The 20,653-nt window shown below is 61.0% G+C and carries 19 protein-coding genes and 1 tRNA gene; 14 read left to right on the top strand and 6 right to left on the bottom strand.

What is annotated here, in order from left to right; genetic code table 11:
- Window positions 1-28 precede the first annotated feature (28 nt).
- The 6 genes from sufC to QO231_RS07515 all read left to right on the top strand — a co-directional run bounded on the left by sufC (window position 29) and on the right by QO231_RS07515 (window position 4,607).
- Window positions 29-784 (top strand): Fe-S cluster assembly ATPase SufC, encoded by a 756-nt coding sequence (sufC, locus tag QO231_RS07540; protein WP_316774800.1) that lies wholly within the window; start codon window positions 29-31, stop codon window positions 782-784.
- Complete coding sequence (locus QO231_RS07535) at window positions 784-2,064, top strand: SufB/SufD family protein (RefSeq protein WP_316774799.1); 1,281 nt, start codon at window positions 784-786, stop codon at window positions 2,062-2,064. The genes sufC and QO231_RS07535 overlap by 1 nt, the downstream gene beginning before the upstream one ends.
- Complete coding sequence (locus QO231_RS07530) at window positions 2,064-2,549, top strand: YIP1 family protein (protein WP_316774798.1); 486 nt, start codon at window positions 2,064-2,066, stop codon at window positions 2,547-2,549. Before QO231_RS07535 ends, QO231_RS07530 begins: the two co-directional genes overlap by 1 nt.
- Entirely contained in the window at window positions 2,546-3,136 is a 591-nt protein-coding gene (locus QO231_RS07525; RefSeq protein WP_316774796.1) for a Yip1 family protein, read from the top strand. Before QO231_RS07530 ends, QO231_RS07525 begins: the two co-directional genes overlap by 4 nt.
- A complete protein-coding gene (locus tag QO231_RS07520) occupies window positions 3,129-4,349 on the top strand; it encodes a cysteine desulfurase (protein WP_316774794.1) in 1,221 nt (406 codons plus the stop codon). The genes QO231_RS07525 and QO231_RS07520 overlap by 8 nt, the downstream gene beginning before the upstream one ends.
- 181 nt (window positions 4,350-4,530) lie before the next feature.
- Window positions 4,531-4,607 (top strand) — tRNA-Arg (locus QO231_RS07515).
- A gap of 105 nt (window positions 4,608-4,712) precedes the next feature.
- Here the strand turns inward: QO231_RS07515 and QO231_RS07510 are convergent.
- Both QO231_RS07510 and QO231_RS07505 read right to left on the bottom strand, forming a co-directional pair.
- Window positions 4,713-5,429 carry a response regulator transcription factor gene (locus tag QO231_RS07510; protein WP_316774792.1) on the bottom strand — a complete coding sequence of 239 codons (717 nt, stop codon included), beginning with the start codon at window positions 5,427-5,429 and terminating at the stop codon, window positions 4,713-4,715.
- Window positions 5,426-6,604 carry a sensor histidine kinase gene (locus tag QO231_RS07505; RefSeq protein WP_316774790.1) on the bottom strand — a complete coding sequence of 393 codons (1,179 nt, stop codon included), beginning with the start codon at window positions 6,602-6,604 and terminating at the stop codon, window positions 5,426-5,428. The genes QO231_RS07510 and QO231_RS07505 overlap by 4 nt, the downstream gene beginning before the upstream one ends.
- Before the next feature lie 214 nt (window positions 6,605-6,818).
- Here QO231_RS07505 and QO231_RS07500 point away from each other — a divergent pair, with 214 nt between their 5' ends.
- The 5 genes from QO231_RS07500 (at window position 6,819) to QO231_RS07480 (ending at window position 12,099) form a co-directional block, all read left to right on the top strand.
- Complete coding sequence (locus QO231_RS07500) at window positions 6,819-7,829, top strand: ABC transporter substrate-binding protein (RefSeq protein WP_316774787.1); 1,011 nt, start codon at window positions 6,819-6,821, stop codon at window positions 7,827-7,829.
- A gap of 64 nt (window positions 7,830-7,893) precedes the next feature.
- A complete protein-coding gene (locus QO231_RS07495; protein WP_316774784.1) occupies window positions 7,894-9,318 on the top strand; it encodes a sugar ABC transporter ATP-binding protein in 1,425 nt (474 codons plus the stop codon).
- Complete coding sequence (locus QO231_RS07490) at window positions 9,315-10,244, top strand: ABC transporter permease (protein ID WP_316774783.1); 930 nt, start codon at window positions 9,315-9,317, stop codon at window positions 10,242-10,244. Before QO231_RS07495 ends, QO231_RS07490 begins: the two co-directional genes overlap by 4 nt.
- Window positions 10,241-11,176, top strand: a complete 936-nt coding sequence (locus QO231_RS07485; RefSeq protein WP_316774782.1) for an ABC transporter permease — start codon at window positions 10,241-10,243, stop codon at window positions 11,174-11,176. Before QO231_RS07490 ends, QO231_RS07485 begins: the two co-directional genes overlap by 4 nt.
- Window positions 11,173-12,099, top strand: coding sequence for an SMP-30/gluconolactonase/LRE family protein (locus tag QO231_RS07480; protein ID WP_316774781.1), 927 nt, complete (start codon window positions 11,173-11,175; stop codon window positions 12,097-12,099). The genes QO231_RS07485 and QO231_RS07480 overlap by 4 nt, the downstream gene beginning before the upstream one ends.
- Window positions 12,100-12,132: 33 nt before the next feature.
- On the opposite strand, the gene QO231_RS07475 is transcribed toward QO231_RS07480, so the two are convergent.
- Complete coding sequence (locus QO231_RS07475) at window positions 12,133-13,137, bottom strand: hypothetical protein (protein ID WP_316774779.1); 1,005 nt, start codon at window positions 13,135-13,137, stop codon at window positions 12,133-12,135.
- Window positions 13,138-13,258: 121 nt separating this feature from the next.
- Between QO231_RS07475 and QO231_RS07470 the strand changes: the two genes are divergently transcribed.
- The 3 genes from QO231_RS07470 (at window position 13,259) to QO231_RS07460 (ending at window position 16,559) form a co-directional block, all read left to right on the top strand.
- Window positions 13,259-13,897 carry a hypothetical protein gene (locus QO231_RS07470; protein ID WP_316774778.1) on the top strand — a complete coding sequence of 213 codons (639 nt, stop codon included), beginning with the start codon at window positions 13,259-13,261 and terminating at the stop codon, window positions 13,895-13,897.
- A gap of 141 nt (window positions 13,898-14,038) precedes the next feature.
- Entirely contained in the window at window positions 14,039-15,325 is a 1,287-nt protein-coding gene (locus tag QO231_RS07465; RefSeq protein WP_316774776.1) for a hydroxymethylglutaryl-CoA reductase, degradative, read from the top strand.
- 691 nt (window positions 15,326-16,016) lie between these two features.
- Complete coding sequence (locus tag QO231_RS07460; protein ID WP_316774775.1) at window positions 16,017-16,559, top strand: Hint domain-containing protein; 543 nt, start codon at window positions 16,017-16,019, stop codon at window positions 16,557-16,559.
- A 40-nt stretch (window positions 16,560-16,599) separates the two neighbouring features.
- On the opposite strand, the gene QO231_RS07455 is transcribed toward QO231_RS07460, so the two are convergent.
- The 3 genes from QO231_RS07455 to QO231_RS07445 are packed head-to-tail and all read right to left on the bottom strand — an operon-like array spanning window position 16,600 to window position 20,506.
- The gene (locus QO231_RS07455; RefSeq protein WP_316774773.1) at window positions 16,600-17,220 is read right to left on the bottom strand and encodes a nucleotidyltransferase family protein; all 621 of its coding nucleotides are present in this window, start codon (window positions 17,218-17,220) and stop codon (window positions 16,600-16,602) included.
- 34 nt (window positions 17,221-17,254) lie between these two features.
- Window positions 17,255-19,663: a GcvT family protein gene (locus tag QO231_RS07450; protein WP_316774772.1), complete on the bottom strand. Its 2,409-nt coding sequence runs from the start codon at window positions 19,661-19,663 to the stop codon at window positions 17,255-17,257.
- Between the two features lie 57 nt (window positions 19,664-19,720).
- Complete coding sequence (locus tag QO231_RS07445) at window positions 19,721-20,506, bottom strand: HpcH/HpaI aldolase family protein (RefSeq protein ID WP_316774770.1); 786 nt, start codon at window positions 20,504-20,506, stop codon at window positions 19,721-19,723.
- Window positions 20,507-20,653: the final 147 nt, after the last annotated feature.

Genomic DNA, 20,653 nt, shown 5'->3' with positions numbered 1-20,653 from the left:
GGTACGCGCATACGCAAGGAATGAAATAATGTTGGAAATCAGAAACCTGCACGTAAAACTTGAGGAAGAAGACAAGCAGATTCTCAAAGGCGTGGACCTGACCGTAGACGCTGGCACGGTCCATGCGATCATGGGGCCGAACGGGTCGGGCAAGTCGACCCTGTCCTATGTTCTGTCGGGGCGCGACGGCTATGAGGTGACCGAAGGCAGCGCGATGCTGGGTGATCTGGACCTGCTGGAACTCGAGCCCGAGGAACGCGCGGCGGCGGGGCTGTTCCTTGCGTTTCAATACCCGGTGGAAATTCCCGGCGTCGGCAACATGACCTTTCTGCGGACCGCCGTGAATGCTCAGCGAAAGGCGCGGGGCGAAGAAGAGATGAGTGCCGCGGACTTTCTCAAACTGGTGCGGGAACGCGCAAGGGCGCTGAAGATTGACGCCGAAATGCTGAAGCGGCCGGTGAACGTCGGCTTTTCCGGTGGCGAGAAGAAGCGCAACGAGATTCTGCAGATGGCGATGCTCGAACCGAAGATGTGCATTCTGGACGAAACCGACAGCGGCCTTGACGTGGATGCGATGAAGCTGGTCGCCGAAGGTGTGAATGCCTTGCGCAGCGAAGGGCGGGGTTTCCTTGTTATCACGCATTATCAAAGACTTCTGGACCATATCAAGCCTGATGTCGTGCACATCATGGCGGATGGCCGCATCGTCAAATCGGGTGGTCCCGAACTGGCCATCGAAGTCGAGCACAACGGTTACACTGATATTCTGTCCGAGGTGGCGTAATGGCCTTGCCTGATCGTAAGCAAAGCGCGACTGAGGCCCGTATGGCGGGGCTTGTGTTGCCGACAGGGGGCTGGATCGAGGCCAGTCGCCGCGAAGCGCTGGATCGTGTCACAGCCATGGGGTTGCCACAGCGGCGCGACGAGTATTGGAAATACACGCGGCCTGACATGCTGCTCGATCCGGGTACGCCGCATGCGGGATTGCTGCGCACCGGGGAGAATCCGATTTTCGATGGTGTTGACAGCCTCAACATCGTGTTTGTCGATGGTGTGTATGATGCTGAATCCTCGGATGACATGTCTCTTGAAGGGGTAAAGATAGAGCGCCTTGCCGAGATCGGCGCGTCGGATATCCATTGGGCCAAATCGCTGTATGGCATGTTGGAAGCGCGGGGCCAAACGCCTGTTGAACGTCCTTTTGCGGCGATGAACACTGCCTTTGCAACGGATGGTCTTGTCATTCACGTAACGGGCAAACCGAGCAAACCGATCAGCTTGATCTATCGACAGGAGTCCGAAACTTCGGATGCGATCATGCACCACTTGCTGCGCGTCGAGAGCGGTGCCGAGGTGACGCTTCTGGAAACGGGGCCTGCCGCTGCACGGTTCAATCATTGCACCGAAGTCGACATTGCGGATGGCGGAACGCTGCATCACGTGCGTGCGCAGGGCAGAGACCACAAACGCAAGGCGGTCACGCACATGTTTGCCCGACTTGGAGAGCAATCTGTGTTCAAGTCGTTTACCCTGACCGTCAACGGCATCTTGACACGGAATGAGTGCGTGATCGAACTGACCGGCGACGATGCAATGGCCCATGTGGCAGGCGCCTGTGTCGGGGATGGCGAATTCCATCACGACGATACGGTGTTTGTCACTCATGACGCGGTGAATTGCGAGAGCCGTCAAGTGTTCAAGAAGGTGCTGCGCAACGGGGCCACCGGCGTGTTCCAGGGCAAGATCCTGGTCAAGGAAGGTGCGCAGAAAACTGATGGCTACCAGATCAGCCAATCGCTCTTGCTGGATGGAGACAGCCAGTTTCTCGCCAAGCCGGAACTGGAAATCTACGCGGATGACGTCGCCTGTTCGCACGGCTCCACCAGCGGGGCCATTGACGAAGAGGCGTTGTTCTACCTGCGTACCCGTGGCGTACCGCACAGCGCCGCCACGGATCTGCTGACTCTCGCCTTCCTGGCCGAAGCGGTAGACGAGATCGAGGACAATGCGCTGGCCGAGAAGATCGTAGAGCGTCTGGAAAACTGGTTGGCACGTCGCCGCTGATGCCTGTGACGTCGGACATTACGGCCACCTACCGTGGCCCGCGACGGGTGATGCAGAGATTGCTAACCATGGGCCAGCGTGAAGATCGCGCGCTGGCCATTCTCATGGGAGCCTGCTTCATCGTGTTTGTCGCGCAGTTGCCACGCCTGTCCCGCGAGGCGCACCTGAGCGGTCAGGAGTTGAACATGCTCATGGGCGGCGCCTTGCTCGGATGGCTCTTTATCGCTCCGCTGTTGCTCTATGGGCTAGCGGGGCTGAGCCACCTGATCGCGCGGCTCTTCGGCGGGCAGGGGAACTGGTTCGGCGCGCGCCTCGCGTTGTTCTGGTCGCTTTTGGCCTCGACACCATTGCTGCTCTTGCATGGGCTGGTTGCCGGGTTTATCGGTCCGGGGCCGGGATTGCAGGCGGTCGGATTTGTCTGGTTCGTAATTTTCACCTGGTTCTGGGGCGCAAGCCTGCTGCAAGCAGAAGGATCAGCGACATGACGGTTACGAACCTGCGTGATCTGGCGATATTGACCGTCAAGGCCCCGGCACAGGCCTCGCGCATCCTGTTGAGTATGGAGATCCCGCGCGAGGCGCTCTGGACAGGGCTTGCCTTGGTTGCGGTGCTCAACGGTCTTCTCTTTGCGCTTTCCAACCTTCTGGTTCCCGGTCCGTCCCCGCTGCCCGAGATGTTTCTGGTGCCTGTTCTCTATACGGCCCTCGTTGCCGGGGGGCTGGTCCTGACCGTCTTTGCACTGTTCTGGACCGGGCGTTTCATGGGCGGAACCGGAACGCTTGATGACATCATGTTGGCGATTCTCTGGCTTCAGGGGCTTCGCGTGGCGCTGATGGTGATTGTCATCGTGCTCATCCTGACGGTTCCGGTGCTGTCGGCCCTGTTGGTTTTCGGGGCGTCGATCTATGGGCTGTACATCCTGCTCCATTTCGTCAATGAGGCGCACCGGCTGAACTCTCTGGCCAAATCCGCCGGTGTGCTGGTTGCCTCGATGGCGGCGATCGTGCTGGGCCTGACCTTGCTCATTTCCCTGTTCGGGGGCCCAATTTCTGGACTGACTGCCTATGTATGACGTCGAAAAAATCCGCACCGACTTTCCGATCCTGTCGCGCGAGGTGAATGGCAAGCCTCTGACGTATCTGGATAATGGTGCGTCGGCGCAAAAGCCGCAGGTGGTCATCGACGCTGTGGCACGTGGATATTCCGAAGAATATTCCAACGTTCACAGGGGGTTACATTTTCTTTCCAACCTCTCTACCGAGAAATACGAAGCGGTCCGAGATACGATCGCGCGGTTTCTCGGCGCAGCGTCCGAAGACGAGATCGTTCTGAATTCCGGCACCACCGAGGGCATCAACATGGTTGCCTACGGCTGGGCAATGCCGCGCCTGCAGGCAGGGGACGAGATTGTCCTGTCGGTGATGGAACATCACGCAAATATCGTTCCCTGGCACTTTCTGCGTGAGCGGCAAGGCGTGGTTCTTAAATGGGTCGATGTGGACTCCACAGGAGCGCTTGATCCGCAAGCCGTGATCGATGCGATCACACCGCGCACCAGACTTGTGGCGATCACCCATCTGTCCAACGTTCTGGGCACACGCGTCGATGTCAGATCCATCACCCGCGAGGCGCAGGCCTTGGGTGTGCCGGTGTTGGTGGATGGCAGTCAGGCGGCGGTGCACATGCCGGTGAATGTGCAGGACATCGGTTGCGATTTCTACGCGATCACCGGGCACAAGCTCTATGGCCCGTCCGGGTCGGGCGCGATCTATGTCAGGTCCGAACGACTTGCGGAAATGCGTCCCTTCATGGGGGGCGGAGACATGATCAAGGAAGTCAGAAAGGACGCCGTCGTCTACAATGACCCGCCCATGAAGTTCGAAGCCGGGACCCCCGGAATTGTACAGACCATCGGCCTGGGCGCGGCTCTGGACTATTTGATGGAGCTGGGAATGGACAACGTCGCGGCCTACGAAGACAGCGTCCGCGACTATGCCCGCACGCGACTGGACGGGTTGAACTGGCTCCAGGTGCAGGGCAACACCCCCGACAAGGCCGCGATCTTTTCCTTCACGTTGGACGGGGCCGCCCATGCCCACGATATTTCGACCATTCTGGACAAGCGGGGCGTCGCGGTCCGCGCCGGGCATCACTGCGCCGGCCCGTTGATGGATCATCTGGGCCTCACAGCCACCTGCCGCGCGTCCTTTGGCCTCTACAATACGGTTCAAGAGGTGGACACACTGGTCGAGGCCTTGGAGCTTGCCCATGAACTCTTTGCCTGATCGGTGCTACAGTTTCCGATTGCGGGTCAGGAGTCGCACGGCTATAGATCGCTCAGGCAGCTGTCGCCCCGCTGGATGGAACGCTTTTTGTGAAGGTGGGCGAGACGCTGTAACGAATGGGAAATACCTCGGTCTTGAGGTGGACCTAAGTTTGGTCCAATGATTGGCTGAACAACAATGCGGACCCATAGCTCAGCTGGATAGAGTGTCGCCCTCCGAAGGCGAAGGTCGTAGGTTCGAATCCTACTGGGTCCGCCATTCCCTCTCGATCAAGAGTCTTCAAGAAGCAAATCTGTACGGCCTGCCATTTGAAGAAATGCAATGGAAACCCGTCGCTTGTTCGACTGCGGAAGGGGTCATGGTTCAACCGCGGTCCGCCATCCAGGTTTCCAGGTCACGCTGCGCCGCTTCGAGTGTTTCGATGTTGATGGTGCGGGTCACGAGGGCGCGGTTTAGCGCCCGCACGCGCTTGTTCAGGGTCAAGCCTACATCCGATTCCGAAATGACGCCGAGTTTTTCATAAAGCGACAACAGCCGGTTCTGTACCGTTCTGAGCGACATTCCGCGTCGCTGCGCGATCAGTTTGTCCTGAAGGCCCAATGCCAGATCCACCAGCACATCGAATTCGCTTTCGTCGAGCCGCGTACGTGGCGAGGCTCCGCGCGTCTGCAAACGGTGAAGCTCACGATCCACCATGATCTGCCCCTCGATGAGGACAGCGCGCAGAGCCAGTTTGAGTCGCGCGCGCGACGCTGTTTTCAGGACGTAGCCATAGGCGCAGTCCTCTGGAACGATCTGGGCGATGCCGCGCAGATAGGCATCGTCGGCGTAGTTCGACCAGAACAGGATACGGCATTGCGGCCGTTCGGCCCAGATTGTTCGGGCGGCCTCGATGCCGTTGCGGCGCACCATCTGAAGATCCATGACAATCGCATCGATTTCGGCCTGGCGCGCCGCTTCCTCGCCGGCAGCGCCATCAATGGCGTGAAGTATTTCCGTCACTTCCGGCAGTGCCTCGGCCAGCGCATCCTGAAGATAGGTCGCGTGGAATTGATCGTCCTCGACGATCAGCACCTTCATGATCGCTCTCCCAGTATCACGCGAAGAGTGCAGCCCCCATCGTCCAGCAGGTCGAGATCGGCAGAGATCAGACGCGCGCGGGTGCGCATATGGGCAAGGCCCGATCTCCGTTGCAACGTCGAAGGAATGCCACACCCGTCGTCGCGTACGGTCAGCACGAGACCCGACGGTTCCAGCGGTTCGATCCAGACCTCGATGCGGCCGGCACCAGAGTGGCGCGCGGCGTTGTTGATGGCTTCCTGCGCGATGCGAAAGAGGGCCGTTCGTACTGTTGGATCCAGCCGATCCGGCGCCCCATCGGTCGTGTCCGTGACCGTCACCTCGATCTGCTCTGAACCGACAGCCCGTTCGAGGTGCACCTGCACGGCATGAACAAAGCCGAACAGGTCCAGCAGGGTGGGCACCGCCGTGTCGATGATCCGTCGCAGATCGCTGATGATTTCCTCGATGCGATGCACCATATGGTCACTTCGCGGTGCGGCGTCGCCGGTGATTTCCCTGAGCAGTCGCGTGAGGTCCGCGAGGGTCTGGTCATGCAGATCCATCCCGATACGTTGGCGTTCCTGTTCAAGCGTTTGTGTCAGTTCCAGCGCACCACGCCGCAAACCTTCTTCCCGCGCCTGCGCCTCTTGTCGGACTTGGGTGGCCCGCTGGGCCTGTTCGGCGGTGTGCAGGGCATGGAAATAGGGCGAGAGCACATCGGCGACATGTTGTGCGCGCCGGACCGTCTCGTGATCATAGAGCCCGGGCGTGGAGTGCGAGATGTTCAGCGTGCCGATGGGCTGGCCCATGACCTTCATCAGGACATGCACGCGCGAGCGGAGTTCGTGGTTCAGGATCGGTTCCGAGCAGGCGCCCTGATAGGTCTGGCGCGGGTCTTGCATCGCGTCCTCGCAGAGCATGAAATCGCACTTGCCGGTGATCAGGTCGCGAATCGGCGAGGCCTCGACCCTGGTTCTGGCGCGCGACCAGCGCGTCTGGATGCCGACCTCGTAACTGGAGAGCCATCCGGGCCGGTCCTTCAGACACAGGTCGGCGTGGGTGAAGGGGATGACTTCAGCGATTTCGTCGGCCACGGCCTCAAGCGCCGAGGCAATGTCGGTCCGCTCGGCAAGATGAGCCGAGATGCGCAGAAAAACATTGCCCTTTGCGGGGGTCTGCAAGGCGGTGGTCATGATGTCCTCCCGTCGCGCGATGCACGTTCCCGCAATTCTTGCAAGGTCAGGGCGGAAATGGAACACCCCGGACCGTAAAGTCGTTGCGGGAACCCGCACCATCTCTGCGGGATGCTGCCTTTACAACCGCAATAGCGGACAACATCATCGCCGCACCAGAGCCCTTTCCGGGCCGGGACGCAGCGCATGATGAATGCGCGACAGGGAGGAAAACATGACGATTTCGAAGATGCTGCTGAGCGCGGCAGGGCTTGCCATGATCGCCGGATTGGCTCAGGCGGACACCTCTGGCAAGCGCATTGCGCTGTCCAACAACTATGCGGGTAATTCGTGGCGGCAGGCGATGCTGCAGTCCTTCGAGGACACGGGCAAGCAAGCCGTGGCCGATGGCGCGGTCGCTGCCGCCGACGCCTATACAACATCCGAGAATCAGGCGACTGAGCAGGCCGCGCAGATCCAGAACATGATTCTGCAGGGCTATGACGCGATTGTCCTGAACGCGGCCTCGCCGACGGCACTGAATGGCGCAGTAAAGGAAGCCTGCGACGCGGGTGTCACAGTTGTCAGCTTTGACGGTATCGTGACCGAACCCTGTGCGTGGCGAATCGCGGTGGATTTCGCAGCGATGGGCAAGGAAGAAGTCGACTACCTCGCCACGCGTCTTCCTGACGGGGGCAACCTGCTTGAAATTCGCGGTCTGGCCGGGGTCTTTGTTGATGACGAGATTTCCAAGGGCATTCACGAGGGCGTGGCAGAGCATTCCCAGTTTGAAATCGTAGGGTCGGTCCATGGCGACTGGGCACAGGACGTTGCGCAAAAGGCGGTTGCGGGCATCCTGCCATCGCTTCCCGATATCGTGGGGGTCGTGACGCAGGGCGGCGACGGCTATGGGGCTGCGCAGGCGTTCAAGGCCGCAGATCGCCCGACACCGCTGATCGTGCTGGGCAATCGTCAGGACGAGTTGCAGTGGTGGGCCGACCAGCGCGATGCCAACGGGTACGAAACCCTGTCTCTGTCGATCGCGCCGGGTGTCGCCTCGCTTGCGTTTTGGGTTGCGCAGCAGGTGCTGGAGGGCGCAGAGGTGCCCAAGGATCTGACCGTGCCGTTCCTGAAGATCACACAGGACACGCTGGACGCCTCGCTGGCCACCACGCCCGAAGGCTCCGTCGCGAACGTCAGCTATTCGCTGGAAGACGCCAAGCAAGTCATCGCCGACGCCAAGTGATCCTGTTAGGGCGGGTTGCCGGTCTTGGCGACCCGCCCTGATTTCAACGCAGAATGGAGCGCTCATGTCTGATCATGAGAGCACTCCGATCGTGACGCTCATTGACGCGGCCAGGCATTTTGGCCCGGTCCGTGCGCTCGACGGGGTCAGCCTGATCGTCACGCCGGGCGACTGCATCGGGCTTGTGGGCCATAACGGTGCGGGCAAGTCGACGTTGGTCAACCTGATCAACGGCGGGCTTGCGCCATCCTCAGGCGATATTGCATTTCCCGCCGCCGATAGCGCGCGGCAGGCAGGCGTACGCTCGGTCTTTCAGGAATTGTCGCTCTGTCCCAATCTGACGGTTGCGGAAAACCTGCGCATCTCGCACGTCGCCCTGAAGGGCCCCAACTGGCGGCGCCCGGCGCGGGCCGAGATCGTGCAGAGTCTCGATACGATATTTCCTGGCCATGGCATCGATGCCAATGCCGAGGTCGATACGCTGTCGATTGCCGAGCGGCAGATGGTCGAGATCGCCATCGGCTTTTCCCCTCGCGGTTCCACGGCACGGCTGGTCATTCTGGATGAGCCGACGTCGTCGCTGGACGCGGGCATCTCCGAGCAATTGCTGGTGCATGTCAGACGGTTCTGCACCGAGGGTGGCGCGGTCATTTTCATTTCCCACATGCTGGGTGAAGTCTTTGAGGTCGCCAGCCGCATCGTGGTCTTGAAGGATGGCAAGGTGGTCGCCGAGCGGCCCACAGACGAGTTTACCCGGCAGGGTCTCGTGGACGCCATGGGGCATGTGGCTGCCGACAACGGCGAAGCTGCCGAGATCGCGGGTGAATTCGGGCCCGAGATTGTGCGCACCGAGCAGGGCCTGTCTGCGCGCAGGGGCGAGATCGTCGGCCTGTCTGGTCTTGCCGGGCATGGGCAGGCGGAGGCACTGGCGCAGCTTTACCTGTCACGTTCCTCTTCATGGCACCCTGACCGATCGCCCGGAGCGGTGTTTGTCGCGGGCGATCGGCAACGCGACGGCGTTCTGCCGCTTTGGTCGATCCTGCGCAACATCTCGATTTCAGCTCTGCAACAATGCGCGAAACGCGGTCTGGTCGATCGCGCGGCAGAGACCCGGATTTCCGACACATGGAAACGGCGCATCGGCATCCGCACCGATGATATGACAAATCCGATCCTCTCCCTGTCCGGTGGCAACCAGCAAAAGGTGCTGTTTGCCCGTGCGCTGGCATCGTCCGCCCCGGTCGTCATCATGGATGACCCGATGCGCGGCGTCGATGTGGGTACCAAACAGGATGTCTATGCCATGATCCGGACCGAAGCCGCCAAGGGCGGAACATTCCTGTGGTATTCGACCGAGACCGAAGAGGTCTGTCAATGCGACCGGGTGTTTGTCTTTCGCAACGGAGAAATCAGTGCCGAACTGACCGGTTCCGAGATCACCGAAGAGAACATCCTCCAGGCATCCTTCGAGATGCAGGAGGCATCATGAATTTCCTTGCCCGGCACAGGATCATTCTCCCGGTGGTCTCGTTGGCCGTCCTGCTGGCGGCCACGTTCTACATGCAACCGCGCGCGATGAGCTATTTCGGGCTGAACCTCTTGTTCAACCTCGCGGTGCCGATCGCCCTGGCCACGATTGCACAAATGATGATCATCATGGTCAACGACATCGACCTGTCGCTTGGCACTTTTGTCAGCCTCGCGGCCTGCGTCACTGCGACGTTTCTCAATGATACGCCGATGCTCGGGCTGCTGATACTCGTGGCCCTGATCCTGTCCTACGCCTTGCTCGGGGCGGTGATCCATGCGCTTGAGCTACCCGCCATCGTCGTGACTCTGGGCATGTCGTTCGTCTGGGGCGGATTGGCGTTGTTCATCCTGCCGTCGCCCGGCGGGTCCAGTCCCGACTGGCTGCGCATGCTGATGACGGTAAAGCCGCCGTTCGCGCCCATGGCCGTTGTTGCCGCGATCATCATTGCGGCCGTGACCCATCTGTTGATCATCCGCTCGGGGATTGGAACCGTGCTGCGCGGCGTGGGCGGCAATGCACGGTCGGTTGAACGCGCAGGCTGGCCGGTGATCCGGCTCAAGGCGCTGGCCTATGGGCTTGCCGGTCTCTTCGGGGTGCTGGCGGGCATGGCGCTGGTCGGGCTGGCGACTTCGGCGGACCCCAACATCGCGCTGCGCTACACGCTCTTGTCCATTGCCGGGGTGATCCTTGGCGGGGGCGAATTCACCGGCGGCAAGGTCAGCCCGACGGGGGCCGTGATCGGCGCGCTCACCCTGACGCTGGCGGCAAGTTTCCTGAGCTTCATGCGCCTGTCTCCGGATTGGCAGATCGGGGCGCAGGGGGCGATCCTGATCCTTGTTCTGACCGCACGCCTGATCTTCAGCAGGAAGGGGGCGGGGGCATGAAACCTGTGACCAAACCCTGGCTCTGGTCCTGGTTGGCCGCTGCCGCCGCCTTTGCGTTGATCCTCGCGCTGACGTCGGGGCGCGGTGCCGGTGAACTGGCCTATGCCGCGTTGTCGTTCGGGGCCTTTGCCGCCATCGTCGGACTTGGACAGATGTTGGTGATCACGCTGGGGCCGGGCAACGTGGACCTGTCGATTCCGGCCACGATGACGCTGGCGGCAACGCTGGCGCTGAAGGCGATGGGTAGCGAGCCCGGCACGGCTCTGTTGGGTCTTGCCATCGCGCTCGGCGTCGGCGCTGGTGCCGGGCTCGCGAATTATGCGCTGATCTTCCTGCTGCGCCTGCCACCGATCATCGCAACGCTGGCGGCGTCGCTGATCTATCAATCTCTGGCCATCTGGTCGAACCGGGGCCTGCGGATCAAGCCGCCCACAGGGCTGGCGGATTTTGCCACTGGCCGGTTTCTTGGCCTGCCCAACGTGGCATGGGTGGCGCTGGCGCTGGCCATTCTGGTCTGGGTCATCCTCGAACGTTCCATCTGGGGTCGTTGGCTGCTGGCTTCCGGGCAAAACCTCCGGGCTGCGCGCCTCGCGGGGGTTCCGGTCGAACTGGTGCGGGCCACGACCTACGTCTCGGTCGCGACGTTCGCAGGGCTCGCGGGTTACCTGCTGGCGAGTTTTTCTGGTGGTGCCGCGCTGAACATGGGCGCGGAATACCTTCTGATGTCCATCGCCGTTGTCGTGATCGGCGGCAGTTCCATTGCCGGTGGAAATTCCAACGTGCCGGGCGTCTGGGGCGCGGCGCTGTTCATGTTTCTCGTGGTCTCGATGCTCAACAGCTACGGCGCGGGAGCCGGCGCGCGCAACGTCCTGACCGGGGCAATCATCATCGCCATTGTCATCGCAGCCAGCACAAGGAGGACCCGCGCATGATCACCATGCCGTCACATCTGGAAATCCATGACGACCGTTTTGCCGCTCTGGTGCACCCCATGTCCACGCTGGACATGATCGCCGAGGGCTTCACCTGGACCGAAGGTCCGGTCTGGTTCGGTGATCATGGCTGCCTTCTGTTCTCCGATATTCCCAGCCAGCGGATCCTGCGATGGTCCGAGAACGACGGTGTCTCGGTCTATCGGGCCGGGTCGGGTTTCAACAATGGCAACACGCGGGATCGCCAGGGGCGTTTGGTGGGGTGCCGGCACGGGATGCGCGACGTGGTGCGTACCGAATTTGACGGGTCGCTGACGGTTCTGGCGGGAACGCATGATGGCAAACGGCTGAACTCGCCCAATGACGTGGTGGTCAGCTCGGACGGAGCGGTGTGGTTTACCGATCCGACCTACGGCATCCTCTCGAACTTCGAAGGCTATCTCAGCGAACCGGAACAAGCCAGCCGCAACGTCTATCGCTTGACGCCTGGCGGGGAGTTGAGTGTTGTCGTCAGCGATTTCACCCAACCCAACGGACTGTGTTTCTCTCCTGATGAAAAGACGCTCTACATTTCGGAAAGCGGGTCGAGTCATGACGACTCCGTTCCGTCGGTCATTCGCCGGTTTGCTGTGGAAGCCGGCGGCTTGCGAGAACTCGCACCCTTTGCCGAGATCGATACCGGCCTGCCGGACGGCATTCGGTGTGACGTGCTTGGCAACCTCTGGTCGTCGGCGGCAGACGGGGTGCATTGTTTTGACAAGGACGGCACGCTGTTGGGCAAGATCCTTGTTCCGCAGGTGGTTTCAAACCTGTGCTTTGGCGGTTCGGACGGTCAGCGCATGTACATCACCGCCACCCGGTCCGTGTATCGCGTCTTCGTGGATGTGCGCGGTGCCGAACCGTGGACCCGACCGCCGAACTGATGACGTCTGGATTTCCGGTTCAACTGTACGGCGCTAGCGCATCCAGAAGCCTGCAGATTTGATCTGGTTGCGGATCATCTGTTCGCGTCGAGGGAGCGCGGTTCGGTCAAAAAGCGCGCGCACCTTTGCGCCCCGACCCTGATACACCATCCGCTTGATCGGCTCGTGACCCTTCAGCACCTTCTTGATCCAGTTGGGGGCTGCGACCGTATGGAGCACTTCGATCGTGTGATCTTCCTCGCGGGCATAGAGCAGGGGAAACACGCGGTAGTGGCAACTGACGGACCCGTCGAGATAGCCGGGTGGCAGCGACTCCCGCCCACCACCAAATGAATGAATGACCAGCGGCAGCGCCACCTGATCCAGCCAGGGATCAAAGCTCTGGCAGATCAGTTCCGGCGGCGGTGTGTCGCGGATCGCAATTGCATAGTCCAGAAACCGCTGTGCAAACTCGTGCGGGCGCGCCGCGAAGAAGTACCCTGCGTTGAAGTAAAGATACCGCCGCCAGTGATTGTCGGGCTGGCTCCTGTCCAGACTGCTTTCGAAATCCAGTCCGAACTTGTCATACAGCGATTTCCAGATCTCGCCATGCTGCGGACCATAGAGGGTTGGATCGGGCCAGGTTCCTTCGCAGCGCAACGAGGCCCCTGGCCGCCCGAAATCAAATGGCACAGACGTAATATCGCCCGTAATCAGGGTGTCGGTATCAAAGAAGACGAACGGCTCATCCGGCGGCAGGGCAAACAACGCCTCGATCTTGTTGCCTTGCGGATAACTCTGGCCAAAGACCGTTGACTCAAACGGCAGAATCCTGACCCCGAGACGCCCAAGTGCATCCAGCACCGCGACATTTCTGATTGCAGGGTCATTGCTCCATTTGGGCCCGGCCTGCGGAACGGCGACGAAGAGCTGGCGCGCAAAGTCCGGCGAACAATGCCGCAGCGACGCGGCGAACAGCAGCGCCTCGTATTGGAGCCTGCCGGATTGGCCCACAATCAGAATATTGAACGCTTGGCGCTGTGGCTGTTTCTTTGTCATACTCAATCCAGCCGATGATGTGCGGTGCTGGCCCTGATGCGGACTATAGGCATGGAGTCGACAGGTCAAAAGCCCGGAAAGGCAAAGCGGATCGGCCACGTAGGGGAGTGAAGGGATACTGATGTTCGAGGCACTTTTGTTGATGGTTTCCGTGGGGCTGCAATCTGCGGTCTCCTTTTCCGCTGCGGGATCGGCAGTTCCTGCAGCGCCTGTTCCCGATCAGGTGGCAGAGGAGGTGCGCGCCGCAGAACCCGTGCCCACTGCCCCGCCTGATCCACCAGACCCCGCTTCCGACGAGCCTGCGGCAGAGTCGGGCACGGTGATCGCACAATCCGAAGAAACGACTGCGCCCGCCAATCCAGCCCCCGAAGCACCGCAGCTTGTCGCAGAGCCACAAACGGCGACCGGCAAGTTCACAACCGCGCTGGAGGTCAAGCCGATTCTCAACGCGACGCGTGGCAACTGGATCACCTTGCGGGAGTATGATGGCAAGGACCTCGTCTATGTCACCCACCTATGGGCGTGGCGTTGCGGGTTGCTCGAGATGCGCGTCGGGATCAATGGCAACACGCCCGAACCCTGGCCGATGCCGGACTGTCATCTGGATCAACCGGCACCCGGAGCGATCCTGGAAACCGATGGGTTGCCTTATCGTGGCTATGCATTGGGATCGGTCGCGCTGATCGAAGTTCAACTGACATATGACGATCTCACGACGGCTGGGGCAAAGTACAATCGAGACGGCCGGTTGGTCGAATGAATGTCACCGTGTGAGACGCCCATTGTGGCGTTGGATGCGTTGTGCAGGATCTTTTTGACTCTGCGGCACCCTTGTTCGGTTCAGAGAGGAAAACGACCATGATATCCATGTGCAATTCGGGCGAGATCGGGGGGATCTCAGATGGCTGAATTCAGTTCTCGCATTGAAAACCTGCGCGGCATGACCCCACAGGATCGGCGCGCGGCGGTCGCCCGCGCTGCAAACATGTCCGATGCCGATCAGATCGCGCTGTCCGGGGCCGATGGTCTTCCGCAGACACTTGCCGATGGCATGATCGAAAATGTTATCGGCAAATATGAACTTCCACTTGGTGTTGCGACCAATTTCACCGTCAACGGACGGGACTATCTGATCCCGATGGTCACCGAAGAACCATCGGTCGTGGCCGCAGCATCGTATATGGCGCGTATCGCGCGAGGTTGCGGCGGTTTCACCACCTCGTCGGATGCACCGGTCATGAGAGCCCAGATTCAGGTACTACGACCGGGCGATCCACATGGCGCGCGCCAACGGTTGTTGTCGGCGCGAGACGAACTGATCGGGATGGCCAACCAGCGTGACACCGTGCTGATCGGGCTGGGCGGCGGGTGCAAGGATATCGAGGTGCAGGTGTTTGATGACACCCCGGTCGGTCCGATGGTCGTGCTTCACCTGCTGGTTGACGTGCGGGACGCCATGGGCGCCAACACCGTGAATTCCATGGCCGAAACACTGGCCCCGCGCGTTGCGGAGATCGCGAGGGGAGAGGTGCGGCTGCGCATCCTGTCAAATCTCGCGGATCGCAGGCTGGTGCGGGCCCGGGTTGAGATCACGCCCGAGGCGCTGAAGATGGACCGGTTTGACGGCGATGACGTGGCGCAGGGGATTGTCGAGGCCTGCACGCTTGCGATCATCGATCCGTATCGGGCAGTGACGCACAACAAGGGGATCATGAATGGCATCGATTCAGTTGTCGTCGCGACGGGTAATGACTGGCGTGCAATCGAAGCGGGGGCGCATGCCTATGCGGCGCGGGACGGACGATATAGCAGCCTCTCCCGGTGGGAGCGCGGGGCAGGGGGCGAGTTGGTCGGAACGTTGGAAATGCCGATGGCATTGGGGCTGATCGGCGGCGCCACCAAGACGCACCCAGCAGCGCAAGCCGCGATCCGGCTTCTTGGAGTCCGAACCGCGCAGGAATTGGCCGAGGTGACGGCTGCGGTGGGTTTGGCGCAGAACATGGCGGCCTTGCGGGCATTGGCGACCGAAGGCATCCAGAAAGGCCACATGACACTGCATGCCCGGAACATCGCCATCCTTGCGGGTGCCGAAGGTGGCGAGGTCGATCGGGTGGCGGGCGCAATTGCGGCGGCTGGTGAGGTCACGGTGCAGCGCGCAGCGGCAGAACTTGCGAGGTTGCGCGATTAGGACCTTTGCGATGCCCAGGTATCGCCAAGGCCCGGAACGGGTGAAACAGGGTGTCGGTGAATTTGTGAGTCTCTCCGGGCGCTTCCGGGCAGGCTGCCTTCGAATCGGGCGCAAATTCGACGGGACGGCCATTGCGGCGCGTCCAATTCAACAAATTCAAAGCAATTGACCCGAGTGTGGAAACAACCCACCAGCGACGCCGATCTTGGTGTCCGGAGCCAGCGGAGCGGAGGCGAATGTCGCAAGGCCTGTATCGCGATAACGGCGCGAGATTATCTGCGTTTCCTACTGTATTGATAAAGCATCATAATTATTCCTGTCGCGAAGGCCCGCCTGCAACACAGCGCGGTTGGCGCAAAACGAAACTCAACCCCAGCTTGAGTTGATTCATCTAATGTTCGTGCAAAGGGTGTGGGGTCACCACTGCACGACGGATCCGATGCCCTGTTGGTGTTTGTGGGTTGTCGGCGGCGCGGTATTGATGAGACGTACGAGTTTACTCTGGTTTTGTCGGGCCCCCGGGGGCGGGTCCGGTTTTTTGTTTCTGAGTGGGAATGGGTGCAAGTTGTCCGGACGGCGCGAAAGCTGACGCTGATCAAGACTGATATCTGGGGAAAAGGGTATGACGCGTCGTCCGGATAGCCTGGCAAGATCAACGCAAGAGAAATTTTCGGAAATTCTTTGTAAACAAATGCATATTTCAACACCAACCGGCGATGTTTGCCTGACGGAACTGCGCGTCGGGAACCGTGTCATAACCCGTGACCACGGGGTTCAGACGGTGAACTGGGTCGGACGTCGAGACTTGTCAGCCGCAGAGATCGACCGGGAACCGCATCTTGGACCGGTAAGAATTTCAGCGGGCGCTCTCGGTCAGGGCCTGCCAATGCAGGACCTGCTCCTGAGCCCGCATACCCGCGTGTTGGTAAAGAGCGATGATACGGCGCTCTATCTTGAGGATGACGCCTTGTTGGTGTCGGCCAAGAATCTCATTGGGCTTGAGGGAATTGACCACGCAGAGAACGCGGCTGTGACCTATGTCCACATCAGCTTTGAGCAGCATGAGGTTGTGCGCGCAGACGGCGTGTGGATCGAGCGATTTCAACCTGCTGACCCGCATGTCTATGGTATCCGTGAGGCACAGCGGGCAGAGATGTACGCCCTGTTTCCCGAACTGACCGAGACACCTGCAGCCTCCGTTCCAATCGAACAGATGGCAGGGAGCGTCGGCTAGGCCACAGCGGCCAGCGGCGCTGCAATGACGGCAGGGCAGTCTAGGATAAACCTCGCGCGGCGCGCCAGTCGGCCCAATCTTCGGGTGTATCGAGGTCGAGCCGGGCGCGGTTTCCCGGCAAGGGAATGTGAACAACATGGGCCCCTGCGGCCTTTACGACCTCCCGTCCGCCGCCATCACCGGTCAGGGTGCGAAACAGATCAAAGAGCTTGGCCGAGAAAACGATGGGATGCCCCGGTCGACCGTCCTGCGTGGTGCCACGCCAGATGCGGGTGTCGCTGTCCGGATCATGGGCCATCGCAATTTGCGCGAGATCCGCCTGGGTCAGTTCCGGCAAATCGCAGAGCAGCAACATCGCTGCATCTGCATCCGGTGGCAACGCGGCAATGCCGGTTCTCAGAGAGGCGTTCATGCCTTCGGTGGCCTCCGGAACTGGAAGCATCACAACCTCCGCGCCGGCCAGGGCGTCGTATCGTGGATGCGGTGCTTCGGGCAGGGCGACAATCACCGCGCCACTGGTGACGGCTCGGGCGATGTCGGCCTGTCGCCGGATCAGCGGTTTGCCCTCGACCTCTTGCAACAGTTTGTCGATACCGCGCATGCGCGAAGATCGCCCGGCAGCGAGCAGCAGGATCGGCATGTCTGTGACCGGAGCATTCATCCGGATAGTCTAACGCCGACGTGCACGCGTGCAATCATCCGCGCAATCGCGCTCCGTCGGGGTCAAAAAGTGGCGTGGTGATCAGGGTTGCGGGGCGCATCTGCCCCAGAATTTCGATCTTGACCGCAAGGCCGTCGATCATGCGCCCGGTTGGCAGGAAACCCAGAGCAACGGATTTTCCGGCGTGATGGGAGTAGCCGCCCGAGGTACAATATCCCTGCACCTCGCCATCCAGCCAGATCGGTTCGTAGCCGTGAACATCGGCGTCCTCTGCCTCGACCTCGAACGCGGCAAGTTTGCGTGTGGTGCCCCCGGTGCGTTCCGCCTCGGCAGCCGCGCGTCCGATGAAATCGGCATTCTTGCGAAACGAGACAAACCGATCGAGCCCAGTTTCCGCCGCCGTGTAATCGGGCGAGAATTCAGACAGCCACGAGCCAAAGAACCGGTCCAGCCGCAGGGACATCATCGCGCGCATGCCAAACGGGATTATCCCGTGCGGTTGCCCGGCCTGCCAAAGCGTATTCCAAAGCTGTCGTTGCGCCATGGGATCGCAATACATCTCATAGCCTAGATCACCGGTATAGCTGAGCCGCTGCACGATGCAGTCGGTCATGCCCACGGTCACGCGGCGCACATCGAGAAACCGCATCTCGCCGATATCGGTGCGGGTGCAGGCGGCCAGGACCTCGCGCGATCTTGGCCCGGCAATCTGAAACCCGGTGCGGGTATCGCTGATATTTTCGATGGTTACGCCATCTTGCTGATGCTGCTGGAACCAGCGGTAGTGATAGGCTTGGCTGCCATAGGAGGCGGTGAGCTGGAACTCGGATTCCGACAGGCAGGAAATCGTGAAATCGCCGATAAGCCGCCCTCGCGGCGACAGCATCGGGCACAGGCTGACCCGGCCGGGTGGGGGGACGCGGCCCGCCATGATGTAATCGAGCCAATCGCGGGCGCGCGGGCCGGTGACGCGGTATTTGCCGAAATTCTGCAACTCGTTGATGCCGACACCCTCGCGGACCCCGCGCACCTCGCGCCCGGTGGCGCCAAAGGCATCTGACCGACGGAAGGACGGCGTTTCGAATGTCGGTTCGTCGGCTTGGGCAAAGTAGTTGGCGACCTCCAGACCGAACTGCTGGCCCCAGACCGCGCCCAGATCGCTGAAGATGTCATACATCGGCGTGGTGCGGTTCGGGCGCGCAGCGGGCAGTTCCTCGTTCGGATAGGCGACGGAAAAGCGCTTCTGGTAGTTCTCTGTGACCTTCGGCAATGTATAGCCGGGGCTGATCCAGTTGCCAAAACGAGCGACATCCAATGCAAAGACATCGCGCTCCGGTTCGCCCTCAATCATCCATTGCGCCAAGGTGAGACCAACGCCGCCGCCCTGGCTGAACCCGGCCATGACGCCGCAGGCCGACCAGTAGTTGCGCAGGCCCGGCACCGGGCCGACCAGCGGGTTGCCATCGGGTGCGAACGTGAACGGCCCGTGGATCACAGATTTGACGCCTGCGGTGGCAAGCACGGGAAAGCGCTTGTAGGCGAATTCGATACTGTGTTCGATCTTGTCGAAATCATCAGGCAGGAGTTCGTGACCAAACGACCATGGTGTGCCGTCCACCGCCCACGGGCGGCAGGTCTGTTCGTAAAAGCCGATACAAAGGCCGCGCCCTTCCTGCCGCAGATAGGATTCGCCTGCCGGGTCCATGACATGCGGGTGCTCCTCGCCCCGCTCATAGATCTCGGAAATGTCGTCAGTGACGATATACTGGTGCTCCATCGGGTGCAGAGGGAAGTAGACGCCTGCCATTGCGCCGACTTCGCGGGCCCACAGGCCGCCGGCATTGACCACATGTTCGGCGTGGATCGTTCCCTTGTCGGTGACGATATCCCAGGTCCCGTCAGCGCGCTGGTTGGTTTCGCGGACCATGCAATGGGTTTGGATGGTCGCGCCCCCCATTCGAGCGGCCTTTGCATAGGCGTGCGTGGTGCCCGAGGGGTCGAGATGGCCATCAAGCGGATCGTAAAGCGCGCCGATGATACCGTCGAGATTGGTGATCGGCGCGATCCTGGCAATTTCTTCGGGTCCGACGATTTCGGTTTCCAGCCCCATGAAGCGGTGCTTGGCGCGCTCGGCCAACAGCATGTCGAACCGGTCCTGATTGTCGGCCAAGGTGATGCCGCCCACGTGATGCAGGCCGCATGACATGCCGGTGATCTCTTCCAGTTCCTTGTAGAGCCGGATGGTATACCCCTGCAGTGCCGCCATGTTGGTGTCGCCATTGAGCGTATGAAACCCGCCGGCCGCGTGCCATGTGGACCCACTGGTCAACTCGCTGCGTTCGATCAGCATGACATCGGACCAACCGAGTTTGGTCAGGTGATACAGCACGGAACAGCCGACAACGCCGCCTCCGATGACGGCAACACGGGTGGTGGTTCGCATGCGGGGCCTCCGGTTCTTGTTTCTAGCAGACTGGGCCGTGGCGGGGTGTGTCGCCTGTCAGAAAACGACAGGATGTGTCGGTGCTGTCAGGTGCCGCACCAGCCGGCAAGCTCTGCGGTTTTGGCGCAGCCAGAGGATGTCGAACCCGGTGAGCGCGACATAGCCGCGTTCAAGCATCGCGATGCAGTCTTCGCGGGTGGGGGCGGCATTGCCAATGAGAGGTACGCCGGCGGCCTTGGCGGCGTCTTCTACGGTTATTAGAGCGTTCAGAAAATCGGGGTGCTGGAACTGACCGGAGACGCCCATCGCCGTCGACAGATCAAACGGGGCAGGCACCACGACGTCGATGCCGGGGACGGACATGATCTCGGCGGCATTTTCCACGGCCTCGGCGGTTTCGATCAGCAGACAGCAGATCAGCGCCTCTTCGACTTCCTTCTGGTAGGTGGGCAGCGATGATTGCCAGCGCGATTGCGCGATAGAGGGGCCAAAGCCGCGTGTCCCGTTTGGGGGATAGCGCAGACTGGCGACAGCGCGCTCTGCATCAGCCGCGGTGGGGATCAGCGGGAACACGATGCCCTCGGCCCCCAAATCCAGCATGCGCTTGACCTGCGCCTCGTTGTTTTCGGCGACGCGGACAAGCGGCGCACAGCCGCTGCCCTGGGTTGCTGCGATCATTGCGTGGACGCTGCCATGATCCAGCGCGCCGTGTTCCATGTCGATGACCACGTAATCCGCACCCGAGGCGGCAATCGCTTGGGTCACGGTCGCGGACGGGATGGTGCAGACCACGCCCGAAAGGTGCGCGTCTGTGTTGGCAAGTTTGGCTTTCAAGGACGTCATAATGTCTCGTTTCACATGATGGAATAGCTGTGATGATTCGCAGGCTGGGACGAAAAGGAACCGGTTTGAAGCCCGTACGGTGTCCGCAAGAAGGTTTGCGCCGCAAATGGTCCGATTGGTTTGGGGCGTGGGTTCTGGCGCCATTGT

Origin of the sequence: Sedimentitalea todarodis, assembly GCF_032595355.1 — a bacterium.
In the GTDB taxonomy this organism is placed as follows: Bacteria; Pseudomonadota; Alphaproteobacteria; order Rhodobacterales; family Rhodobacteraceae; genus Sedimentitalea; species Sedimentitalea todarodis.
Note: the sequence above shows the minus strand (reverse complement) of the source record. Positions and strands in the feature narration are given on the sequence as shown.

Excerpts from the sequence above, each read along its gene's own strand:
- sufC (WP_316774800.1), top strand. The coding sequence starts at position 29 with ATGTTGGAAATCAGAAACCTGCACGTAAAACTTGAGGAAGAAGACAAG.
- QO231_RS07535 (WP_316774799.1), top strand. The coding sequence starts at position 784 with ATGGCCTTGCCTGATCGTAAGCAAAGCGCGACTGAGGCCCGTATGGCG.
- QO231_RS07530 (WP_316774798.1), top strand. The coding sequence starts at position 2,064 with ATGCCTGTGACGTCGGACATTACGGCCACCTACCGTGGCCCGCGACGG.
- QO231_RS07525 (WP_316774796.1), top strand. The coding sequence starts at position 2,546 with ATGACGGTTACGAACCTGCGTGATCTGGCGATATTGACCGTCAAGGCC.
- QO231_RS07520 (WP_316774794.1), top strand. The coding sequence starts at position 3,129 with ATGTATGACGTCGAAAAAATCCGCACCGACTTTCCGATCCTGTCGCGC.
- QO231_RS07510 (WP_316774792.1), bottom strand. The coding sequence starts at position 5,429 with ATGAAGGTGCTGATCGTCGAGGACGATCAATTCCACGCGACCTATCTT.
- QO231_RS07505 (WP_316774790.1), bottom strand. The coding sequence starts at position 6,604 with ATGACCACCGCCTTGCAGACCCCCGCAAAGGGCAATGTTTTTCTGCGC.
- QO231_RS07500 (WP_316774787.1), top strand. The coding sequence starts at position 6,819 with ATGACGATTTCGAAGATGCTGCTGAGCGCGGCAGGGCTTGCCATGATC.
- QO231_RS07495 (WP_316774784.1), top strand. The coding sequence starts at position 7,894 with ATGTCTGATCATGAGAGCACTCCGATCGTGACGCTCATTGACGCGGCC.
- QO231_RS07490 (WP_316774783.1), top strand. The coding sequence starts at position 9,315 with ATGAATTTCCTTGCCCGGCACAGGATCATTCTCCCGGTGGTCTCGTTG.
- QO231_RS07485 (WP_316774782.1), top strand. The coding sequence starts at position 10,241 with ATGAAACCTGTGACCAAACCCTGGCTCTGGTCCTGGTTGGCCGCTGCC.
- QO231_RS07480 (WP_316774781.1), top strand. The coding sequence starts at position 11,173 with ATGATCACCATGCCGTCACATCTGGAAATCCATGACGACCGTTTTGCC.
- QO231_RS07475 (WP_316774779.1), bottom strand. The coding sequence starts at position 13,137 with ATGACAAAGAAACAGCCACAGCGCCAAGCGTTCAATATTCTGATTGTG.
- QO231_RS07470 (WP_316774778.1), top strand. The coding sequence starts at position 13,259 with ATGTTCGAGGCACTTTTGTTGATGGTTTCCGTGGGGCTGCAATCTGCG.
- QO231_RS07465 (WP_316774776.1), top strand. The coding sequence starts at position 14,039 with ATGGCTGAATTCAGTTCTCGCATTGAAAACCTGCGCGGCATGACCCCA.
- QO231_RS07460 (WP_316774775.1), top strand. The coding sequence starts at position 16,017 with ATGCATATTTCAACACCAACCGGCGATGTTTGCCTGACGGAACTGCGC.
- QO231_RS07455 (WP_316774773.1), bottom strand. The coding sequence starts at position 17,220 with ATGAATGCTCCGGTCACAGACATGCCGATCCTGCTGCTCGCTGCCGGG.
- QO231_RS07450 (WP_316774772.1), bottom strand. The coding sequence starts at position 19,663 with ATGCGAACCACCACCCGTGTTGCCGTCATCGGAGGCGGCGTTGTCGGC.
- QO231_RS07445 (WP_316774770.1), bottom strand. The coding sequence starts at position 20,506 with ATGACGTCCTTGAAAGCCAAACTTGCCAACACAGACGCGCACCTTTCG.